The sequence below is a fragment of the Novosphingobium organovorum genome, from assembly GCF_022832435.1.
GTDB lineage: Bacteria > Pseudomonadota > Alphaproteobacteria > Sphingomonadales > Sphingomonadaceae > Novosphingobium > Novosphingobium organovorum.
The window spans coordinates 1-19,294 of sequence record NZ_JALHLF010000027.1 but is presented as its reverse complement, the minus strand read 5'-3'; the positions used below and the strand labels follow the sequence as shown (position 1 = coordinate 19,294).

18 protein-coding genes are annotated in these 19,294 nt (G+C 66.6%); 7 read left to right on the top strand and 11 right to left on the bottom strand.

Annotated features, from left to right (window positions below):
• Nucleotides 1–505 precede the first annotated feature (505 nt).
• Nucleotides 506–985 (top strand): response regulator transcription factor, encoded by a 480-nt coding sequence (locus tag MTR62_RS09140; protein ID WP_244019481.1) that lies wholly within the window; start codon nt 506–508, stop codon nt 983–985.
• 184 nt (nt 986–1,169) lie between these two features.
• Here MTR62_RS09140 and MTR62_RS09135 read toward each other — a convergent pair whose 3' ends face one another.
• The gene (locus MTR62_RS09135; protein WP_244019479.1) at nt 1,170–1,964 is read right to left on the bottom strand and encodes a 3'(2'),5'-bisphosphate nucleotidase CysQ; all 795 of its coding nucleotides are present in this window, start codon (nt 1,962–1,964) and stop codon (nt 1,170–1,172) included.
• Nucleotides 1,965–2,259: 295 nt separating this feature from the next.
• Here MTR62_RS09135 and sucC point away from each other — a divergent pair, with 295 nt between their 5' ends.
• From sucC to MTR62_RS09115, 4 genes are all read left to right on the top strand, one after another.
• Entirely contained in the window at nt 2,260–3,456 is a 1,197-nt protein-coding gene (sucC, locus tag MTR62_RS09130) for an ADP-forming succinate--CoA ligase subunit beta (RefSeq protein ID WP_244019477.1), read from the top strand.
• A gap of 388 nt (nt 3,457–3,844) precedes the next feature.
• Entirely contained in the window at nt 3,845–4,591 is a 747-nt protein-coding gene (locus MTR62_RS09125; RefSeq protein ID WP_244019475.1) for an electron transfer flavoprotein subunit beta/FixA family protein, read from the top strand.
• A gap of 38 nt (nt 4,592–4,629) precedes the next feature.
• Nucleotides 4,630–5,559: an electron transfer flavoprotein subunit alpha/FixB family protein gene (locus MTR62_RS09120; RefSeq protein WP_244019473.1), complete on the top strand. Its 930-nt coding sequence runs from the start codon at nt 4,630–4,632 to the stop codon at nt 5,557–5,559.
• A 183-nt stretch (nt 5,560–5,742) separates the two neighbouring features.
• Nucleotides 5,743–6,660, top strand: a complete 918-nt coding sequence (locus MTR62_RS09115) for an energy transducer TonB (RefSeq protein WP_244019465.1) — start codon at nt 5,743–5,745, stop codon at nt 6,658–6,660.
• On the opposite strand, the gene MTR62_RS09110 is transcribed toward MTR62_RS09115, so the two are convergent.
• The 5 genes from MTR62_RS09110 to sciP all read right to left on the bottom strand — a co-directional run bounded on the left by MTR62_RS09110 (nt 6,653) and on the right by sciP (nt 13,784).
• Nucleotides 6,653–7,189 carry a GNAT family N-acetyltransferase gene (locus MTR62_RS09110; protein ID WP_244019462.1) on the bottom strand — a complete coding sequence of 179 codons (537 nt, stop codon included), beginning with the start codon at nt 7,187–7,189 and terminating at the stop codon, nt 6,653–6,655. The two genes, MTR62_RS09115 and MTR62_RS09110, sit on opposite strands and share 8 nt — an antisense overlap.
• Nucleotides 7,186–8,418 carry a DUF445 domain-containing protein gene (locus MTR62_RS09105; RefSeq protein WP_244019565.1) on the bottom strand — a complete coding sequence of 411 codons (1,233 nt, stop codon included), beginning with the start codon at nt 8,416–8,418 and terminating at the stop codon, nt 7,186–7,188. The genes MTR62_RS09110 and MTR62_RS09105 overlap by 4 nt, the downstream gene beginning before the upstream one ends.
• 121 nt (nt 8,419–8,539) lie before the next feature.
• Entirely contained in the window at nt 8,540–11,989 is a 3,450-nt protein-coding gene (locus MTR62_RS09100) for an efflux RND transporter permease subunit (RefSeq protein ID WP_244019460.1), read from the bottom strand.
• A gap of 17 nt (nt 11,990–12,006) precedes the next feature.
• On the bottom strand, nt 12,007–13,203 hold the full coding sequence (locus MTR62_RS09095) for an efflux RND transporter periplasmic adaptor subunit (RefSeq protein WP_244019458.1): 1,197 nt from the start codon (nt 13,201–13,203) through the stop codon (nt 12,007–12,009).
• A 281-nt stretch (nt 13,204–13,484) separates the two neighbouring features.
• Complete coding sequence (gene sciP / locus MTR62_RS09090) at nt 13,485–13,784, bottom strand: CtrA inhibitor SciP (protein ID WP_039390007.1); 300 nt, start codon at nt 13,782–13,784, stop codon at nt 13,485–13,487.
• Between the two features lie 479 nt (nt 13,785–14,263).
• Between sciP and mnmA the strand changes: the two genes are divergently transcribed.
• Nucleotides 14,264–15,469, top strand: coding sequence for a tRNA 2-thiouridine(34) synthase MnmA (gene mnmA / locus MTR62_RS09085; protein WP_244019449.1), 1,206 nt, complete (start codon nt 14,264–14,266; stop codon nt 15,467–15,469).
• Between the two features lie 38 nt (nt 15,470–15,507).
• Here the strand turns inward: mnmA and MTR62_RS09080 are convergent, their stop codons facing one another.
• Nucleotides 15,508–15,963, bottom strand: a complete 456-nt coding sequence (locus tag MTR62_RS09080) for a nucleoside deaminase (RefSeq protein WP_244019439.1) — start codon at nt 15,961–15,963, stop codon at nt 15,508–15,510.
• Between the two features lie 114 nt (nt 15,964–16,077).
• Between MTR62_RS09080 and rpmB the strand changes: the two genes are divergently transcribed.
• Nucleotides 16,078–16,365, top strand: coding sequence for a 50S ribosomal protein L28 (gene rpmB / locus MTR62_RS09075; protein WP_244019437.1), 288 nt, complete (start codon nt 16,078–16,080; stop codon nt 16,363–16,365).
• Nucleotides 16,366–16,627: 262 nt separating this feature from the next.
• On the opposite strand, the gene MTR62_RS09070 is transcribed toward rpmB, so the two are convergent.
• The 4 genes from MTR62_RS09070 to MTR62_RS09055 all read right to left on the bottom strand — a co-directional run.
• Nucleotides 16,628–17,653, bottom strand: coding sequence for an esterase-like activity of phytase family protein (locus tag MTR62_RS09070; protein ID WP_244019435.1), 1,026 nt, complete (start codon nt 17,651–17,653; stop codon nt 16,628–16,630).
• 77 nt (nt 17,654–17,730) lie between these two features.
• Nucleotides 17,731–18,636 carry a M23 family metallopeptidase gene (locus MTR62_RS09065; protein ID WP_244019433.1) on the bottom strand — a complete coding sequence of 302 codons (906 nt, stop codon included), beginning with the start codon at nt 18,634–18,636 and terminating at the stop codon, nt 17,731–17,733.
• A 19-nt stretch (nt 18,637–18,655) separates the two neighbouring features.
• Nucleotides 18,656–18,859 carry a DUF2093 domain-containing protein gene (locus MTR62_RS09060; RefSeq protein WP_244019431.1) on the bottom strand — a complete coding sequence of 68 codons (204 nt, stop codon included), beginning with the start codon at nt 18,857–18,859 and terminating at the stop codon, nt 18,656–18,658.
• Between the two features lie 27 nt (nt 18,860–18,886).
• Nucleotides 18,887–19,294 (bottom strand): exodeoxyribonuclease VII large subunit (locus MTR62_RS09055; protein ID WP_327194393.1); only part of this gene is annotated, 408 nt, incomplete at its 5' end.

Below are 19,294 nucleotides of genomic sequence, written 5' to 3'. Positions count from 1 at the left end.
GATGCCATGAGCGCCCTTCTCGCCCCCCCTCATGCGCAACAGGCAAAAAAAATGGCCGGTCCAAGGGACCGGCCGTTTTAGTTCATTTGGGAGAGGATGCCTGAAAGGCCCGTTCGATCTAGGCTGCAGGCGGGTTGCGCGCAAATGACGAAACAGCGACCATGTTTGCATAATTTGCATGTTTTGGACTTTTCCGCCGTTTACACATCGCCGGACAGTTGCACCCGGCTCAAGACCGCCCCCTTTCCCAAGTCCCCACAGTAACACCACGAATCAATCAGCTAAGTATCTATACTTATAGAACTTATCCCTAGGCCTTCAGAGCATTTCATTATCTGTACACAGCAGTATTTATGAAATCTATCCATGGTGATCTTTGACAGTGCGACACAAGTGAGAGATATGAGTGGAGGTAAACGTGGAACGCACTGAAGTAATTCTCATTGATAGCGACATCCATCGGCGTGCAGGCATCGCCCATGCCCTGACCAACATGGCATCTTATGTGATTCCCCTCGAACATTATTCCGAACTGACGCAATGCTGGCCCAAGAACGCCGTGCTGCTGATCGAGGATGCTGGTGGCGGCGTCGAGTCGCTGTGCCGGCTGATGCGCATGCACCACAAGGACCTGCCCTTCGTGGCCTTTTCCGCCGAAGCCAGCCCGGAGCGCCGCTCGGCCGCCTTGCTCAAGGGCGCGGGCGCTTATCTGCCCTGGCCATGCAGTTCGGAGGAAATGAAGGCGACACTGCTGTCGGTCGCGCGCGGCCATGCCGCGCCAGCCGATGGCGCGGGCCGCTCGGGCTTCCCACAGCTTGCCCCGCGCTCGCCCTCACCGGTCGAAGCGGGCACGGTTACCAGCGGAGACGTCGCGGGCCTTCGCGCGATGCGCGACTTGTGGCGCGCCGCACGCAGCGCGCCGTCCGACACCCCTACCGAAGGCCCGGCCACCATCGCCCGGACGGATGCCCCAGCAGAGGCCTGATCGCCGGGCGGGGAAGTTCGATCGGCAAAGTTCATCGGCAGTAGCCCATGCCGCAGCAGCCGCTGCATGGGCTACCCGCCCCTGATCGGCCAACCGCCCCTGATCGGCCAGCCGCCCCTGATCGGAACGCCGTTTACCGACCTTACACCAAGGCGCGGCAGGTCAGGCGCATCGCCCCTTGGTATCAGGCGCAGTGGCGCCGCGCGCGCTCGGCCAGGCGGGCCACCGCTTCGGCGTGCATCGCGCTCGAACAGCACAGCACGCCGAACGCGCGCGGATCGATCTTGTTGTAGTTGAGCGGCTTGCCGAAGGCATCGGTCACCGCCGCCCCGGCCTCGTGCGCGATCAGCCCGGCCGCCGCGATGTCCCATTCGAACCCCCAGCGCAGCGTCGCCAGAAGGTCCGCCTCGTCCGCCGCCACCATAGCCATGCGCAGCGCGATCGAATTGGGCTGCTCGATCATCGTGAGGTCCGCATCTTCGTCGGCCAGCCAGCGCGTGGGAACCCGCGCACCGGCCAACCGGGGCCGCTGGCTGGCGACAAGACGCTCCCCGTTTCGGGTCGCTCCGCGCCCCAGTTCGGCCACCCACATCTCGCCCCCTTGCGCGCGGCGGCGCGCCGGGGCGAAGAGATAGCCCAGCAGCGGCCGGTGCGTGTTCACCAGCGCCACCGAGACCGCCCAGCCGGTGCGCCCGCCGATATAGTCGCGCGTGCCGTCGATCGGATCGACCAGCCAGACCAGATCGCGCGCGCAGCGGCGCGGATTGTCGACGGTCTCCTCGCTCAGCCACCCCGCCGCCGGAAGAAGCGCGGCCAGTTCGCGCTTGAGATAGGCATCGACCGCCAGATCGGCCGCGCTCACCGGACTTCCCGGCACCTTTTCCCAATGCGCCAACGCGTGCCCGTCACCGGGCCATTCGGCCAGCGCGATGCGCCCGGCCTCACGCACGATCGCCTCGAGTCGGTCCCGATCGATCATGCCGCCCCCCCGTTCACCCGATGCCCGGCACCGCTGCGTGCAAGGCGATCCGTCGCCGGATTCGAACCGCCTGCCGGGCGGCGGAGAGCGCCATCGGCAGGATATTTTTGATAATGCTTCGCATTAGTCCAAAAGAGTTTCAAAATCTGTGTCCGAAGGGGTCGAGTTGTCGATTTCAGACGTCATGCAGAGCCTCTGAGGCCTTTTCAAGCGCGCAGGGATATGCTTAGGCGGCGTTGCAAAAATCACCATTCGCGCCTCCCTCGAGGAAACTCCAGCAGAAAGCGACTGACCGATGAACATTCACGAATATCAGGCCAAGGAACTGCTTGCGAAGTACGGCGTGGGAATTCCCGCCGGCATCGCCGCGCTCACCGTCGAAGAGGCCGTCGCTGCGGCCAAGCAGCTGCCCGGGCCGCTCTACGTCGTGAAGGCGCAGATCCACGCCGGCGGCCGCGGCAAGGGCAAGTTCAAGGAACTCGGCCCCGACGCCAAGGGCGGTGTCCGTCTCGCCAAGTCGATCGAGGAAGTTGAGGCTTTCGCAAAGGAAATGCTCGGCAACACGCTCGTCACGATCCAGACGGGTGACGCTGGCAAGCAGGTCAACCGCCTCTACGTGACCGACGGCGTCGACATCGCCAAGGAATACTACTTCTCGATGCTCGTCGACCGCGCTTCGGGCCGCGTCGCGATGATCGCCTCGACCGAGGGTGGCATGGACATCGAGGAAGTCGCCCATTCGACTCCCGAGAAGATCACCACCATCACCATCGACCCGGCGGAAGGCTTCCAGCCCCACCACGGCCGCGCGGTGGCGTTCGGCCTCAAGCTGTCCGGCGATCTCAACAAGCAGGCGCAGAAGATCGCCAAGCAGATCTACGAGGCCTTCATGGACCTCGACTGCGACATGCTCGAGATCAACCCGCTGGTCGAAAGCAAGGACGGCCAGCTGCTCGTCCTCGACACCAAGATGAGCTTCGATTCGAACGCGCTCTATCGCCACCCCGACGTCTTCGCGCTGCGCGACGAGACCGAGGAAGACCCGGCCGAGATCGAAGCCTCGAAGTATGACCTGGCCTACATCAAGCTCGATGGCGACATCGGCTGCATGGTGAACGGCGCGGGCCTGGCCATGGCGACCATGGACATCATCAAGCTCAACGGCTCGTTCCCCGCCAACTTCCTCGACGTGGGCGGCGGCGCCACCACCGAGAAGGTGACCGCGGCGTTCAAGATCATTCTCAAGGACCCCAACGTGAAGGGCATCCTCGTGAACATCTTCGGCGGCATCATGAAGTGCGACGTCATTGCCGAGGGCATCGTGGCGGCGGCCAAGGAAGTGAACCTGGGCGTGCCGCTCGTGGTTCGCCTCGAAGGCACCAACGTCCAGCAGGGCAAGGACATCCTGGCCAACTCGGGCCTGCCGATCGTCCCCGCCAACGACCTGGGCGATGCGGCCAAGAAGATCGTCGCGGAAGTCGCGGCGGCCTGATCGCACCGAACCGGTTTGCGCGATCGGGGCGGCACGCCCCGTTCGCGCCCGTTCCAAATGGCGCGCGACGGGACAGCCCTTCGCGCGCCATGTGGAACGGGCGCGATCGGGGCGGCACGCCCCGATCGCGCCCGTTCCAAATGGCGCGCGAAGGGACAGCCCTTCGCGCGCCATTTCGTTTGCGCCCCCGGTTTCCCTTCGGGAGCCGGGCGCAGACCCCGTGCGTTGCGCCCGGACGGCGCCCTCCCCCGCCACCTAAAGCCCAGCTTGCGGCGCGGGAACAATTGCGGGGGTTGACGCCGCGCGTGCGGGACGCGATGGCAGTTCCCGCGCAATTTAATCGCTTGGCTAAATACCAGGCTGCTGAGTTTTGAGAGGACCCATTCTCATGAAAATCCTCGTCCCCGTGAAGCGGGTGATCGACTACAACGTTAAGCCGCGGGTCAAGGCGGACGGTACGGGCGTGGACCTGGCCAACGTCAAGATGAGCATGAACCCGTTCGACGAGATCGCCGTCGAGGAAGCGCTCAAGATCAAGGAAGCGGGCAGCGCCGAGGAAGTCGTCGCGGTTTCGGTCGGGCCGGCCAAGGCCGCCGACACGCTGCGCACCGCGATGGCCATGGGCGCCGATCGCGCGATCCTGGTGCAGACCGACGAAGAGGTCGAGCCGCTCGCCGTGGCCAAGATCCTGAAAGCCATCGTCGCCGAAGAGAACCCCGGTCTCGTGATCCTGGGCAAGCAGGCGATCGACGACGATTCGAACCAGACCGGCCAGATGCTCGCCGCGCTGCTCGGCCGCCCCCAGGGCACGTTCGCCAGCAAGGTCGTGATCGAAGGGGACGCCGTTGCCGTCACCCGCGAAGTCGATGGCGGTCTCGAGACGGTCAAGCTGGCCCTGCCCGCGATCGTCACCACCGACCTTCGTCTCAACGAGCCGCGCTACGCCTCGCTGCCCAACATCATCAAGGCCAAGAAGAAGCCGCTCGATACCAAGAGCCCGGCCGACTACGGGGTCGACATCGCGCCGCGTCTCAAGACGCTCACGGTCGCCGAACCGCCCGTGCGCAGCGCCGGGATCAAGGTCGAGAGCGTGGATGCGCTCGTTGCCAAGCTCAAGGAACTGGGTGTCGCCTGAGCGCAAGCTCACGCGCTATCCGGGTAAAGGATTCTGACATGAAGACGCTTGTTTGGGTCGAACACGACAACGCGGCCGTCAAGGACGCCACGCTCCACACCGTCACCGCGGCTGCCAAGCTGGGTGACGTCCACCTCCTCGTCGCGGGCGCGGGCTGCGCCGCCGTCGCCGAGGCCGCGGCGCAGATCGCCGGTGTTGCCAAAGTGCACCTCGCCGACGATGCCGCCTACGCCCATGCCCTGGCCGAAAACGTCGCGCCGCTGATCGTCGGTCTCATGGCCGATCACGACGCGTTCCTCGCTCCCGCGACGACCACGGGCAAGAACGTCGCGCCGCGCGTCGCCGCGCTGCTCGACGTGATGCAGGTCTCCGACATCCTCTCGGTCGAGGGCGAAAAGACCTTCACCCGCCCGATCTACGCGGGCAACGCGATCGCCACCGTCGAATCGAGCGACGCCAAGCTGGTCATCACCGTGCGCACCACCGCCTTCGACAAGGCCGAGGCCACCGGCGGTTCGGCATCACTCGAAGCCGTCGCGGGCGCGGGCGATGCGGGCCTCTCCAGCTTCGTGGGCGCCGAAATCGCCACTTCGGAACGCCCCGAACTGACCAGTGCCAAGGTCATCGTCTCGGGCGGCCGCGCGCTCAAGGATGCGGAAACCTTCGAGGCGACCATCCTGCCGCTTGCCGACAAGCTCGGTGCCGCGGTCGGCGCCAGCCGCGCCGCGGTGGACGCGGGCTACGTGCCCAACGACTACCAGGTCGGCCAGACCGGCAAGATCGTGGCCCCCGAAGTCTACATCGCGGTCGGCATCTCCGGCGCGATCCAGCACCTGGCGGGCATGAAGGACTCCAAGACCATCATCGCCATCAACAAGGACGAGGACGCGCCGATCTTCCAGGTCGCCGACATCGGCCTCGTCGCCGATCTGTTCGATGCCGTGCCGGAACTGACCGGCAAGCTCTGAACCGCCGGTCCCCGGACGGCGCGCGACCCGCACCGTCCTGAAAACCATCGCAAGGCCCCGGGGATCGCCATCTCCGGGGCCTTTTGCGTGCACGCGCTGGCCCATTTGCTTCGATAGTTGGTCATTTTTCATATTGCGCGTTGTAATACCGTGATATTCTTCGTGGCATTACAGGGGACACACATGACACGATCGACTATCGCGGCGGCCATAGTGCGCGGGCTGCTTGCTCTACTGCTGGTACTTCCGACAACCGTACAGGCCGCACCCAAGATCCACGAACTGCCTCCCAGCTCCCCCTGGCACGTCCACTGGGGTGACAATTTCTGCCTGCTCCAGCAGACTTACGGCAAGGACAAGGACCTGCTCACGCTGCGCTTCCTGACCTTCACGCCCGAATCCGGCTATCAGGTTCAGCTCATCGGCCGACAGGTCAGCTTCGACCCGTCCAAGGGCACGATCGCGCTTGCCTTCCTGCCCGGCCCGGAATCGCAGGCGCACGCCCAGCTCGGCCGGATGGACAGCGGCGAACGCACGATCCTGTTCTCGGTCAGAATCGCCAACGACCTGCGCGAGGCGATCGCGCTTGCCAGCCGGCTCCAGAGCGAGGCCCGTGAAGACAACACCCCGGACACTGCCGACAGCGTCATCCCGGTGGCAAGCGACGTGACCGGCCTTGCGATCAAGCTGGGCGCGCGCGCGTTCCAGCTGGACACCGGCCCGCTCACCAAGCCGCTGGCGGCGCTGCGCGAATGCTCGACCAGCCTGCTCACCAAGTGGGGCATCGATCCGGCGGTACAGGCCAAAGTGGTTTCCCGCGCCCATCCGATCGACCGGGAGAAGCTGGTCCGCGCGATGCAGGCCGTCTACCCGCTGGGCGCCGCCCAAATGGGCAAGCAGGGCCGCGTCAACGCGGTGGTCACCGTGGACGCGCAGGGCCAGCCGATCGGCTGCCGCGTGCCGCTCTCACAGAACGACAAGGCCTTTGACGATCAGGTCTGCAAGACGCTCTCGAAATTCGCCTTCCAGCCCGCCACGCAGGCCGACGGGACGCCCGTGACCAGCTACTGGACGCTGACCACGATCTTCACGCTCAACTGAGCGCGCTCGCGCGTTCGTAGAGATGGAGGACGGTGCGCGCGCCGTCCTCCTCGGTGTGGCTGTCGTAACGCACGAAGCCGAGCGCGGCGGCAACCCGTTCGGAGGCGGTGTTGCCCTCCTCGATCATGCAGCGCACCGGGCGGGGAGCGTGGGTCGCATCGAACCAGGCCAGAGCCGTGCCCACCGCTTCGCGCGCAACGCCCTTGCCCCACCAGTCCTGCCGCACGATCCAGCCCGCCTCGGCGGTATCGTCCATCCCCTTGCCGAAGCCGCGCCAGGAATGAAACACCCCGCACGAGGCGAGGATTTCAGCCCCGCCATGCTCACGCAGGTAGAAGATGCCATAGCCGTGGAGCATCCAGCTGCCCGCGTTGCGCATCAGCCGGTCGAACTGCGATTTGGCATCGGCGCTGGCCGGGCCGAGGAACCGGGTCATCTCGGGATGCTCGAGCAGGCGCACGAGGTCGGGCAGGTCCGAGGCCTGCGGACGCCACAGCTCGAAACGCTCGCTCGTCAGGAAGGGGGTCAAAGCAAGCGCTCCACGGTGTGAATGGCAAGGCCGAACAGGCCGCCCACCAGCGTGCCGTTGATGCGGATGAACTGCAAGTCGCGCCCGACGGCGCCCTCGATCCGGTCGGATACGGTCTTGGCGTCCCAGCGCCGCACGGTTTCGGAGACCAGCCGCACGATCTCCCCGCCATAGCGCGAGGACACCCCCACCAGCGTGCGGCGGGCAAAGCGGTTGACCATGAGCTGGAGACGCGGGTTTTCGCCCAGCGCCGCCCCCAGCTGCGCGACGCTCTGCGTCAAGGTCGCGCCGAGCGATCCCGCCATGGCGGCCTGGGGATCGCGCATGGCGGTGAGCATCGCGGCGCGCCAGCGTTCCCACATGGCATCGATCCACGCCCCCACCGCCGGATTGGCGAGCAGCTCGGCCTTGATCCGCTCGACCCGCGCCTGCACCTCGGGATCGGTGCGCAAATCGCGCGCGAGCCCGGTGAGCGCCTCGTCGACCTTGCCGCGCAAGGGATGGTCGGGCTGGACGATGATTTCGGCCAGCAGGCGATAGGCGCCGTCGAGCACACCACTGGCGAGCCGCTCGTCGAGCCCGGTCCAGCGCATGATCGCGTTGGCGCGCGCGTGGATCATCTCGCGGATCATCGGCTCGTTGGCCTCGATCACCTCGCCGATCTTGCGCAGCAGCGCCTCGAGCACGGGCAAGTGGCGCTGGTCGGCGATCGCGTTCTCGAGCATCTGGCCAAGCAGCGGGGCGGCGTTGATCTTCGCCAGCTGGCGGCTGAGCCCGGTCTTGACCATGCCGCCCAGCTGCTCGGGATCGAGCGATTCGAGCGCATCGGCCACGAGATTTGCCGCGCCCGCGCGCATGCGCGACTGGTCACCGCGCCGCGGATCGGACAGGAACGCGCCCGCGCTCGCGGCAAGGTTGAACCCCTTGAGCCGCCGCGCGACGACCTGCGGGGTGAGGAAATTGTCGCGCAGGAACCGCGCCATCGAATCCGCGATACGGTCCTTGTTAACAGGGATGATCGCGGTGTGCGGTATCGGCAGGCCGAGCGGGCGGCGAAACAGCGCGGTCACCGCGAACCAGTCGGCCAGCCCGCCGACCATCGCCGCCTCGGTAAAGGCGATCGCGTAGCCCAGCGGTGTCGCCCAGGCGGGAAAGAGCGTGTGCAGGTGGTGCAGTATGAGGAACGCGACGGCCATCGTCACCAGCAGGCCGGTGGCGAACAGCCGCATGCGCCGCGCCCGATCGATCGATACGGGCGCACCCGCAGTGGCCTGGGGCTTGCTGGTCCTCGTCACCGTGTCGTGCGGCAATGCGCGCCTTCCCTCACTCTCGCCGGGCCACGCCGGGCCCTTATTCCGCGGGAAGCGCGCCGCCTCCCATCCGGGGGACGCTTGCCTCCTGCGCGTGGTGCGGCTCGAACGTCAGCAGCGATTTGCGCAGCTTGGGCCCGATCCGCTTTTCGAAACCATCGGCCAGGCTAAAGGCTGCGGGGACAATTACCAGTGTCAGCATCGTCGAAAGCACGAGCCCGCCGATCACCACCAGCCCCATCGGCGCGCGGAACGCCCCGTCGCCCGAGATCGAAAGCGCGGTGGGCACCATGCCCGCGGTCATCGCCACGGTGGTCATCACGATCGGCTGCGCGCGCTTGTGCCCGGCGTCCATGATTGCGGTGACCTTCTCGACCCCCTTGTGCATTTCCTCGATCGCGAAATCGATCAGCAGGATCGAGTTCTTGGCGACGATGCCCAGCAGCATGAGGATGCCGATGTAGACCGGCATCGAGATCGGCTGGCCGACGAAGGCCAGCGCGAGCAGGCCACCGAGCGGGGCGAGCAGCAGCGAGGCCATGTTGACCAGCGGCGAGACGAACCGCTTGTAGAGCAGCACCAGCACCGCGAAGACGAGGAAAATCCCGCTGATCACCGCGATGATGAAGTTCTGGATCATCTCGGCCTGCCACTGGTCCTCGCCGACGGGGGCGTTCGAAACACCGAGCGGCAGGTCCTTCATGATCGGCAGGTTCTGGATCTTCTCCATGATCGGACCCTTGACCTGACCGGGGCCGAGATCGGCGCCGACGAACACGCGGCGCGCCTGGTTATAGCGTTCGATCTCGGTCGGTCCGGCGCCGAAGCGGATTTCGGCCACCCGCTTGAGCGGCACGGTGCCGCCCGAATTGGTCGTCACCGGCAGGTTCTCGATCGTCGAGAAGTCCCGGCGCGAGGTCCGCGCGAGCACCACGCGGATCGGCACCTGACGGTCCGAGAGCGAGAACTTGGCCGCGTTCTGGTCGATCTCGCCCAGCGTCGCGATACGGATCGTCTGGCTCAGCGCGCTGGTCGTCACACCAAGCTGCGCGGCGAGGTCGAGCCGGGGCACGATGACCAGTTCGGGGCGCTGCAGGTCGGCCGCGATGCGCGGCGCGACGATGCCGGGAATGGTGCGCATCTGCTCGGCCAGCGTCTGCGCGGTTTCGTTGAGCAGCTTGGAATCGCTGCCCGAGAGCATCACCGAAATGTCGCGCCCGCTGCCAAAGCCGCCCGACTGGGTGGCAAAGCTGATCCGCGCGTCGGCGATCGTCTGGAGCTGCGGGGCCAGCCGGCGCTCGAACTCGATGCTCGTCGCCTTGCGCTCGGCGGCGGGCTTGAGCGTGACGTAGAGCGTCGCCTTGGCCTCGCGCGAGGCTTCCATGACCATTTCGACTTCGGGCTGCTTTTCCAGGATGGCGGTTGCCCGGTCGGCCACGGCTTCGGTCTGCTCGAGCGTGGTGCCGGGCACCATCTCGATGTTGACGCGGCTGGTGTCCTCGTTGGTCGGCGGCTGGAACTGCTGGGGCAGCCCGGCGAGCAGCGCGATGGTCACGACGAGCGCGTAAAGCCCGGCACAGAACGCGTAGAAGCGGTGGTCGCGCATGCGCGCCGCGATACGGTCGCTGATGTAGCGATACCAGGTGCCGAACCGGCCCAGCGCGCCGAACACGAAGCGGAACGCCTTGCCCAGCGCATAGACCAGGACCGGCACCGCGAAAGGCGCGATGACCGCGGCGGGCACGATCGCTACATCGCCCAGCCCGGCTTTCTTGAGGACAGGTTCGATGCCCATGTAGAGCGCCATGGCCCCCGCCAGCGCGCCTACCAGCACGACCAGCAGCAGGAGCACCGAGACGATGCCCGCCGGGATCGCCAGCGGCCAGCCACGCGCCGGGCGCACCAGCAGGGCCTTGCGGCGCAGCGCCTCGCGGCTGTCGAGCGTCCAGGCCAGCAGCTTCATGTAAAGGTCCATGACCCGCCCGCCGCCATGTTCGGCGTGGCCGTGCGACTTGAGGAAATAGGCCGCGACCATCGGCGTGATCATGCGCGCGACGGCCAGGCTGATCAGCACCGCGACGACCACCGTCAGGCCGAACGCCTTGAAGAACTGGCCCGAAATGCCCGGCATCATGCCCACCGGGAAGAACACCGCGACGATCGAGAAGGTCGTCGCGACGACCGCCAGGCCAATCTCGTCGGCCGCGTCGATCGAGGCCTGGTAGGCCGATTTACCCATGCGCATATGGCGCACGATGTTCTCGATCTCGACGATCGCGTCATCGACCAGCACGCCTGCCACCAGACTGAGTGCGAGGAGCGAGAGGAAGTTGAGCGTGAAGCCCATCAGATCCATGAACCAGAAGGTCGGGATCGCCGAAAGCGGGATCGCGATCGCGGCGATGAAGGTCGCGCGCCAGTCGCGCAGGAACAGATAAACGATCACGATCGCCAGCACCGCGCCTTCGACCAGCATCTCCATCGAGCTCTTGTACTGGTCGCGGGTATAGGTGACCTGCGAATAGAGCTGGGTGAAGTGGATCTCGGGGTTGGCCTTGCGAATCGCGTCGAGCTTCTTCATCGCCGCGTCGTAAACCGCGACGTCCGAAGCCCCGATCGCGCGCGAGAAGCTGAAGGTGACGACCTCGCGCCCGTGCAGCTTGGCGATGCGCGTGCGCTCCGAATAGCCATCATAGACATGCGCGATGTCCGACAGCTTGATCTGGCGCCCGTTGCCCAGGTTGATGCGGGTCTTGGACAAGTCATAGGCGCTGTCCGCGTTGCCCAGCACGCGCACCGACTGGCGCGATCCGGCGATTTCGGCCGAACCGCCCGCGGCATCGGTGTTGACCTGGCGCAGCACGGTGTTGACGTCGCGCGCGGTGGCGCCCAGCGCCATCATCCGGTCAGGATCGACCACCACGCGGATCTCGCGATCGACGCCGCCGTTGCGTTCGACCGACGCCAGACCCTCGACCGAAAGCAGGTTCTTCGACACGGTATCGTCGATGAACCAGCTGAGCTGTTCGATCGTCATGTCGTCCGCGCTGACCGCAAAGACCGCCAGCTCCCCGCTGCCGCCCGCCTCGACCTTGGAAATCTGGGGTTCGAGAATGCCGTCGGGTAACTGGCCGCGCACCTGATCGACCGCGTTCTTGACCTGGTTGGTCGCAACGTCGGCGTCGGTGCCGATGGCAAAGCGCACGAAGGTTGTCGAACTGCCTTCCGAGGCCGAGGATTCGATCTGCTCGACCCCGTTGATCGAGCGCACCGCACCCTCGACGATCTGGGTGATCTGGGTCTCGATCTCGGTCGGCGCCGCACCCGGCTGGCTGATGCGCACCAGCACGCCCGGAAAATCGACGTCGGGCATGTTGTTGACGTTCATGCGGTTGAACGAGACCAGACCGGCCACGATCAGCCCGATGAAGAAGACGATCGGGATGATCGGATTGCGGATCGACCAGGCCGAGATGTTGCGGAAGCTCATGGCAGCGTGTGTCCCGCTCAGGCCTGACCGTCGTCGACCCGCTTGGGCTTGACCGGATCGTTGGGATTGAGGAAGCCGCCCGCGCGCAGCACGACGCGCTCGTTGCCGCTCAGCCCCTGGGTGATGACGATGCCCTTGGCGGTGACCAGCCCGGTCTTGACCGGCTGGCGCTGGACGCGGTTGTTCTTGTCGATGACGTAGACGTAGCTGCCCTTGTCGTCGTTCTGGATCGCGGATTCGGGAAGCATCGGAGCCACCACCATGCCGCTGTCGAGCGTCGCGCTGGCAAAGCCGCCCGGACGCAGCGCCGGGTTGAACGCGAGCGCGATGCGCGCGGTGCCCTGGCGCGAGGTCTGGTCGATCACCGGCGCGATCTGCCAGATGTGCCCGGTAAACGATTCGTTGGAGCCGACCGGCGTCACCTGCGCCTCGGCGCCCACCGTCACCCGCGCCAGATCATCCTCGCTGAGGTTGGCGAGCAGCTCCATCTCGCCGTCCTTGGCGATACGGAAGAGCACGCTCGAGCCGCCGCCGACGACCTGCCCGGCCTCGACACTGCGCTGGAGCACGAGCCCCGCCGCCGGAGCGACGATGTTGAGCCGGGCGGCCTGCGCCTTGAGCTGGCGCAGCGTGGCGCGCGCGATCTCGACCTGGGCGAGCGCGGAATCGCGCGTCGCGGTGAGCTGGTCGATGTCGGCCTTGGAAATGAACCCGCGATCGACCAGCTGCAGCGCGCGATCGAGGTTGGCCTGCGCCAGACGGGCGTTGGCCTGTGCGGCCTGAACTTGTCCGGCCTGGCTCGCCTGCTGCTGGATCTGCACCGAATTGTCGACCACCGCGAGCACCTGCCCGGCCTTCACCCAGTCGCCCGGTTCGACCAGCACGCGGCGCACTTCGCCCCCTTCGCCGACCGAGCCGACCGGCATCGCGCGGCGCGCGGCGAGCGTGCCGGTGGCCATCACGGTGCCTTCGACGCTGCTCCGGCCAGGCTTGACGAAGGTCACCACGGGCACTTGCGCGGCGTCCTTCTCGCTCTCCTGGGCGCCCTGCCCGGCGTGAAGGTAGAACCAGATCGCGATCATCACGATGAACGTCGCGGCGACCGCGCCCCACACCACGCGCATCGAGACCCCCACGGGCGCATCGCCCGCGATAGCCGCCACATCGGCTGCATCCGCGTCCTGGGCCCTGTCCAACTTGTTCGTGTAATTCATTCTGTCACCGCAATGGTCGCAAGTCACCGGCACCAATTGCCGAAGCCCCTGTCGCATCCACACAGTACCCAGGAGTACCCATGCGGCCCGGATCACGACCTACAATCCCGGCAACTTCCATATACGGTGCCCCCAGGACTAGCAACGCGCTCTCGCTTCGCGTGCTACCGGGATCGACCAACGACTTCACTGCCTCGCGGCGCTTACAAACGCGAAAGCGGCGGCAGACCGGGGGATCTGCCGCCGCTTTTCAGGCGTTCCGGGGATAGCCGGGAGAGGAATCAGTACTTCTGCTGACGCTCGTAGAGATCCCGGTAGTGTTGAATGCGCGTCACACGCAGACCCTGCATTCCCGAACGGTCCACGGCGCGCTGCCAGGACGCAAATTCTTCCAGCGTGAGCTGGTAGCGCTCGCATACTTCGTCGATCGTCAGCAGGCCGCCATTGACGGCGGCCACGACTTCGGCCTTGCGGCGCACGACCCAGCGCGTGGTATTGGCCGGCGGCAGTGACTCCAACGTCAACGGCTCACCCAGTGGCCCGATTACCTGCGCGGGTCGGATTTTCTGGTTTTCGATCATCTTAGCCCTCGCCCGCCGGTTTTGCTGGTGCCGACGGTGACCCAATTTTGGTCCGCGCTGACTTGCGATTGCTTGAACCAGTAAGGTTAATGGAAATTGACGAAACCTGATAAGGATATTCCACGGGTCGCTTCAGCCCTTTTTCCGGTTCCGAAATGCAAAACTTTTCAATATTTTGACACGCCATACCCCAGGCTTCCAGGCGACCGGGCCGCAGCAATCGGGCAGCGGCGAACCGAGCCACGCGTGCGGCGGGCATGACGCTCCCGCGGGGCGCGGAGCGCATCACCCTCGGCGCGCGCGCCACCGGGATCGGGGAAAGGACACAGGTCATGCACCAAGCCTTGCCACATCGTGGTCAACGAAGCGTTAACCCCGCCGCGCCCGAACCGCCAGGGACGACGCCCACCGGGGCCCACCGGGCATGCCTTACGCCGATCGGGTAGGAATCGGCGGCAAGGCGCTGTATGAGCCCTCCCATGTCCCCCGATTCCAACCCGACCGGTTGCGCCCTCACCGGCACCGCCGTACCCGCGTCGTCGCTGCTTGACGGTCTCGACGTCGCCGAACTGTTTCAGCTGCCCGCCCCGCTTTCGGCGCGGCGCATCGTCGTCGCCATGTCGGGCGGGGTCGATTCCTCGGTCGTCGCCGCGCTTGCCGCCGCGACCGGAGCCGAGACCATCGGCATCACGCTCCAGCTCTACGACTATGGCGCGGCGACCGGCCGCAAGGGCGCGTGCTGCGCGGGCGACGACATCCGTGACGCGCGCGCGGTGGCCGATCGGCTGGGCATCGCGCATTACGTCTTCGACCACGAGAGCGCGTTCCGCGAGGACGTGGTCGAGCGTTTCGCCAACGACTATCTGGCCGGGCGCACCCCGATCCCGTGCATCCGCTGCAACATGGGGCCCAAGTTCACCGACCTGTTGCAGATGGCGCGCGACCTTGGCGCCGATTGCCTCGCCACCGGCCACTACGTGCGCCGGGTCGAGGGGACGGCCGGCTCCGAACTGCACCGTGCCGCCGATCCCGCACGCGACCAGAGCTATTTCCTTTACGGCACAACCGAGGCCCAGCTCGATTTCCTGCGCTTCCCGCTCGGCGGCCTGCCCAAGACCGAGACCCGCCGCCTCGCCGAAGCGGCCGGGCTGCGCGTGGCCGACAAGCCCGACAGCCAGGACATCTGCTTCGTCCCCGATGGCGACTACGCCAAGATCGTGCGCAGCGTGCGCCCCGAGGGCGAGGCGCCGGGCGCGATCGTCCACGCCGAGACCGGCGCGGTGCTCGGCGAACATCGCGGCGTGATCCACTACACCGTGGGCCAGCGCCGCGGGCTCGAGATCGGCGGCCAGCCCGAACCGCTCTACGTCACCGGAATCGATGCGCCGGGCCGCCAGGTCCTGGTCGGCCCGCGCCGCCTGCTCGCGGTGGGCGCCGCACGGATCGGAGAAACCAACCGCATCGGCCCGCTGCCCACAGGCGCGCCGCTCACCGCCAAGGTTCGCTCGCTCGCCAAGCCGGTGCCGGTCACACTGGAAGGGCCGCTGGGCGATGGCGCCGAGACGGTCATCCGTTTCGCCGAGCCCGAATACGGCGTCGCGCCAGGGCAGGCCTGCGTGCTCTACAGCGGGGAACGCGTGGTCGGCGGCGGCTGGATCGAGGAAACCCGATCCGCCACGGCCTGATGGGAGGCTGAATCGGACCGCGCCTGCGCGACGCTCGCTCAGCGCCGTTCGCGAAAGAAGTCGCGCAGGAGCTGCGCGGCTTCGGCCTCGCCGATTCCGGAATAGACCTCGGGGCGATGCAGGCACTGCGGGTGATCGAACACCCGCGCGCCGTGTTCGACCGCGCCGCCCTTGGGGTCGCTCGCCGCGTAATAGAGCCGTGCGATCCGCGCGTGGGCGATCGCGCCCGCGCACATCGCGCAGGGCTCCAGCGTCACCCACAGCTCGCATCCGGTCAGGCGTTCGTCCTTGAGGATTCGCGCGGCCTCGCGAATCGCCTCGATTTCGGCGTGGCTGGTGGGGTCGTGATGGCGGCGCGGGGCGTTGCGGCCGGTTGCGATGACCACGCCGTCCTTGACCACCACCGCACCGATCGGCACTTCGCCCGAATCGGCGGCTTCGCGGGCTTGCGCCAGCGCCAGAGCCATAGTTTGAGGAAGCGGCCAGCGGGTCATGCCCCAGCGCTAGCGCGCGATTTGCCCCCGTGCAACTTGACCTTTGCACAGGGAATCAGTATGGGCGCGCCTTCCCGTCTAAACGGCAACTGTTTTTTTCGAGCGAGAGTAGACATGTCCCGCATCTGCGAACTGACCGGCAAGGGCCGTCAGGTCGGCTGCAACGTCAGCCACGCCAACAACAAGACCAAGCGCGTCTTCCTGCCCAACCTCCAGAACGTCACGCTGATGTCGGAAGCTCTGGACCGCAGCTTCAAGTTCCGCGTCTCGACGCACGGCCTGCGTTCGGTCGAGCACAACGGCGGCCTCGACAACTGGCTGCTGAAGACCAAGGACGACAAGCTCAGCCCGCGCGCCGTCAAGGTGAAGCGCGAGCTCAAGAAGCTTCAGGCCGCCGCCTGATGTCCTCACCCCGCAAGGGGTGATGTTCGGTCCGTGCCCGGCGCGCTGTCGCCACACCAGTAGCCACAGGGGCACGGCTGAATCCCGCAAGGGAACAGGCTCGGCGCGAGCCATCGGCCTTCGTTTGAGGAACTCGCCCTCTTTCGGCGAGAACCCATAATGCCGGCTAGACGCAAGGGCGTGCAATTGATTTTGCGCGCCTTTTGTCGTGCCTGTCGTTCACGTGGAGTGGTCCACGCGCGGCTGCGGCCCGCGCTGCCCGTCAGCGGACCGAAGCGGCGCCGCTTCGACCGGGCCAGGGCAGTTCGGCCGGATCGACCGAGAGCTTCCACAGCAGCGTCTTTTGCACGACACGCAGGAAATTGTCGTCCGAGATCAGCCAGACGTCGAGCCGCCCGTGTGCACCAGGACTGACGGCAATACCCTCGAAATTGTCGATCGGCATGTCCGAGGCGAGTACCGCCACTTGCTGCGAAGCCCACACCTTGCCTTCGCGAATCTGCGACGGATCGGCGATCACGATACGCCCGGCAAAACGCAGCGGTGCGATCCAGGCCAGGCGGCGCATCAGGACCAGCACACGCCCATCGGGCATCTGCGCCATGTCGACCACCGAGAAATTGCGCGGCCCATCGAACACGAAGGGCTGGCTGCGCGGATCACGGGTCGGATCGCCCGAGGCGAACAGCACACCTTCGTGGCGCCGGTTGCCGGTCCCCGCCAGCGCGGTCTCGCGCACCACGATGAACCGCCCGTCGGCCAGATGGGCCATGGCTTCGGGTCCGGTGTTCTCCCCCCAGTGGTGCATCGCGGCCGGCTGCACGCGCCGCTGTTCGACCAGCGAAAGATCGGTCCGCACGATCGCGTTCTGCCCTTCCAGCCCCAGCCAGAGGCCGCCATGCACGCGGTCGAGTACCGAGGATTCAACGTCGCGCGACTCCTTGTCGTGGGCCGCCTGCGCAAACGCCACATTGCCGAAGGTATACCCCACCCGTCCAGGGCGGGCGAAATCGAAACGCAACCACCGCCCGTTGTCGCTGACGGTCAGGAAGTGGCGCGAATCGAACGCGATGAGCGAGGAATAGCCGCCGGCCTGACTGCCTTCGAAACGCAGCGCCTGCTCGAGCCGGAAGGGTTTGAGGTAACGCGCCAGGCGCTCGCGATCGGGGATCGGTTGATGCGTGACGGTCAGCCGCTGCCATGGCCCAAGCCGGATCTTGGGCGAACGCACCCAGATCGGCACGAGGAGTCCGGCGATCAGGACCAGCAAGGCGATGGTGCGGCGCACAATCGCTGTGTAGCCATCCTCTATCAAAGCGCAAGCCACGAAAGGCGAGCGTTTTTCCGGCTGACCGGGCGCTGCGCTCAGTTCATCGGGCCGGTGAACAGGATCGGATCGACCCGCGCGTCCTTCCACATCAGCGACCAGTGCAGGTGCGGCCCCGTAGCGCGGCCGCTCATCCCGACATTGGCCACCACCTGGCCCTGCTTTACATGATCGCCGACATGCACCTTAAGCTGCGAACAGTGCAGGAACGCGCTGTTGAGACCGTTGCCGTGGTCGATCATCAGGAGATGCCCTTCGAGCGAGAAAGGCTGTTCGGCCGCCAGGATCACCACCCCGTCGGCGGGCGCGACGATCGGATCGCCGCTGCGTCCCGGCGCGATGTCGATGCCGGTGTGGTAGGCGCCAGGAATGCCCTGGTAAAAGCGCTGCGAGCCGAACTGGCCCGATATGCGCCCCTTGACCGGCCAGATGAAGCGCTGCTTCCAGCCTTGCGCATCGGTGGCCAGCGCGCGCGCGGCGTGGATCTGGTCAAGCTCGGGCTGGCGGATCTTCATGAACGCCGCGCTCGGTCCGCCCTTGTGCATCGGCAGGTTGATGCGCTCGATATGCCAGTCGCGCGGGGCAATCGCGACGCTCTGCTCGATCGTCGTGCCATCGGCCATGCGCGCAACCAGCGCCTCGCTCGGCTTGGCGTCGCGGTCGAAGGCGGCGAACCAGGCCCCGGTCTGCGGATCGATGCCGACCGCTTCCCCGTCGAGCGTAAGCGACACCGTGCCCTTGGGCGCGACACCGCGAATCCACCCGCCCTGGGTATCCTCACCCGAATAGGTGAGCTTCCCCGGATGGCCGAGCGGCGCGGCACTGGCCGCCTCGACCCGCGGCCCTCCGACAAAAGACGCCCCGACAGCAAGAACACCCAGCGCGCACGCGGCCAAACCGCCCGCAGCGCGCAGCGCCCGGACTTTCGAAACCAACCGGTTCATCGTGGCAAGCTCCGTTCGCTCAGTCGTTCGAGAGCAGACGGCGCGTGGCGATCTCCGCCGTGGCGTAAGGCTCCTGCCGTTCCGCGCTCCAGTAGCGCAGCTCTTCGAGCGCAATCGGCTCGCCCGAGACCGCGCAATTGACGAAATTGCCCGGGGCCAGCATGCGAAAACCGTTGGGGCCATAGGCCAGCTTGGCGGGGCGGTTGGCAGAAGACATCAGCATGGCGCCGAGACTAGCAGAGCCCCGGCCTCAAAACAAATCGCCCTGTCGCGGCTCCTCCGCCTTTGATCGCTGCGGCTCGTCCGCCTTTGATCGCCGCGGCTCGTCCGCTTTCGGTCGCGCGGCCCGACGCGGGGCCGGGGCGGGCTCGCTTCCGGCCGGAGAAGGCGCAAGCGAGGGCACGCCCGCCCCCTCCTCCACGGTGACCGCCAGTTCGCCATCGGCAAATTCGAGCCTCAGCGCGGCGTATCGGGCTGCCTTCGCGCGCGAGGTCAGCGCCGCCCCGTCGACCGACTTGACCAGCGCATAGCCCCGCGCGAGCGGGAGGCGCGGGTCGAGCTGGGGCAGCACGCGCGCGAAAGGCGCCAGCCGGTTGCGCTCCTGCATCATGCGCCGCTCGAGCAGGCGCGGATCGAGCCCGGCGCGCGCCAGATCGCG

Coding starts and splice junctions, on each gene's coding strand:
- rpmB (WP_244019437.1), top strand. CDS start 16,078: ATGTCCCGCATCTGCGAACTGACCGGCAAGGGCCGTCAGGTCGGCTGC.
- MTR62_RS09100 (WP_244019460.1), bottom strand. CDS start 11,989: ATGAGCTTCCGCAACATCTCGGCCTGGTCGATCCGCAATCCGATCATC.
- MTR62_RS09060 (WP_244019431.1), bottom strand. CDS start 18,859: ATGCTGATGTCTTCTGCCAACCGCCCCGCCAAGCTGGCCTATGGCCCC.
- sciP (WP_039390007.1), bottom strand. CDS start 13,784: ATGATCGAAAACCAGAAAATCCGACCCGCGCAGGTAATCGGGCCACTG.
- MTR62_RS09080 (WP_244019439.1), bottom strand. CDS start 15,963: ATGACCCGCTGGCCGCTTCCTCAAACTATGGCTCTGGCGCTGGCGCAA.
- MTR62_RS09135 (WP_244019479.1), bottom strand. CDS start 1,964: ATGATCGATCGGGACCGACTCGAGGCGATCGTGCGTGAGGCCGGGCGC.
- MTR62_RS09095 (WP_244019458.1), bottom strand. CDS start 13,203: ATGAATTACACGAACAAGTTGGACAGGGCCCAGGACGCGGATGCAGCC.
- MTR62_RS09120 (WP_244019473.1), top strand. CDS start 4,630: ATGAAGACGCTTGTTTGGGTCGAACACGACAACGCGGCCGTCAAGGAC.
- MTR62_RS09115 (WP_244019465.1), top strand. CDS start 5,743: ATGACACGATCGACTATCGCGGCGGCCATAGTGCGCGGGCTGCTTGCT.
- MTR62_RS09105 (WP_244019565.1), bottom strand. CDS start 8,418: ATGCGGCTGTTCGCCACCGGCCTGCTGGTGACGATGGCCGTCGCGTTC.
- MTR62_RS09065 (WP_244019433.1), bottom strand. CDS start 18,636: ATGAACCGGTTGGTTTCGAAAGTCCGGGCGCTGCGCGCTGCGGGCGGT.
- sucC (WP_244019477.1), top strand. CDS start 2,260: ATGAACATTCACGAATATCAGGCCAAGGAACTGCTTGCGAAGTACGGC.
- mnmA (WP_244019449.1), top strand. CDS start 14,264: ATGTCCCCCGATTCCAACCCGACCGGTTGCGCCCTCACCGGCACCGCC.
- MTR62_RS09125 (WP_244019475.1), top strand. CDS start 3,845: ATGAAAATCCTCGTCCCCGTGAAGCGGGTGATCGACTACAACGTTAAG.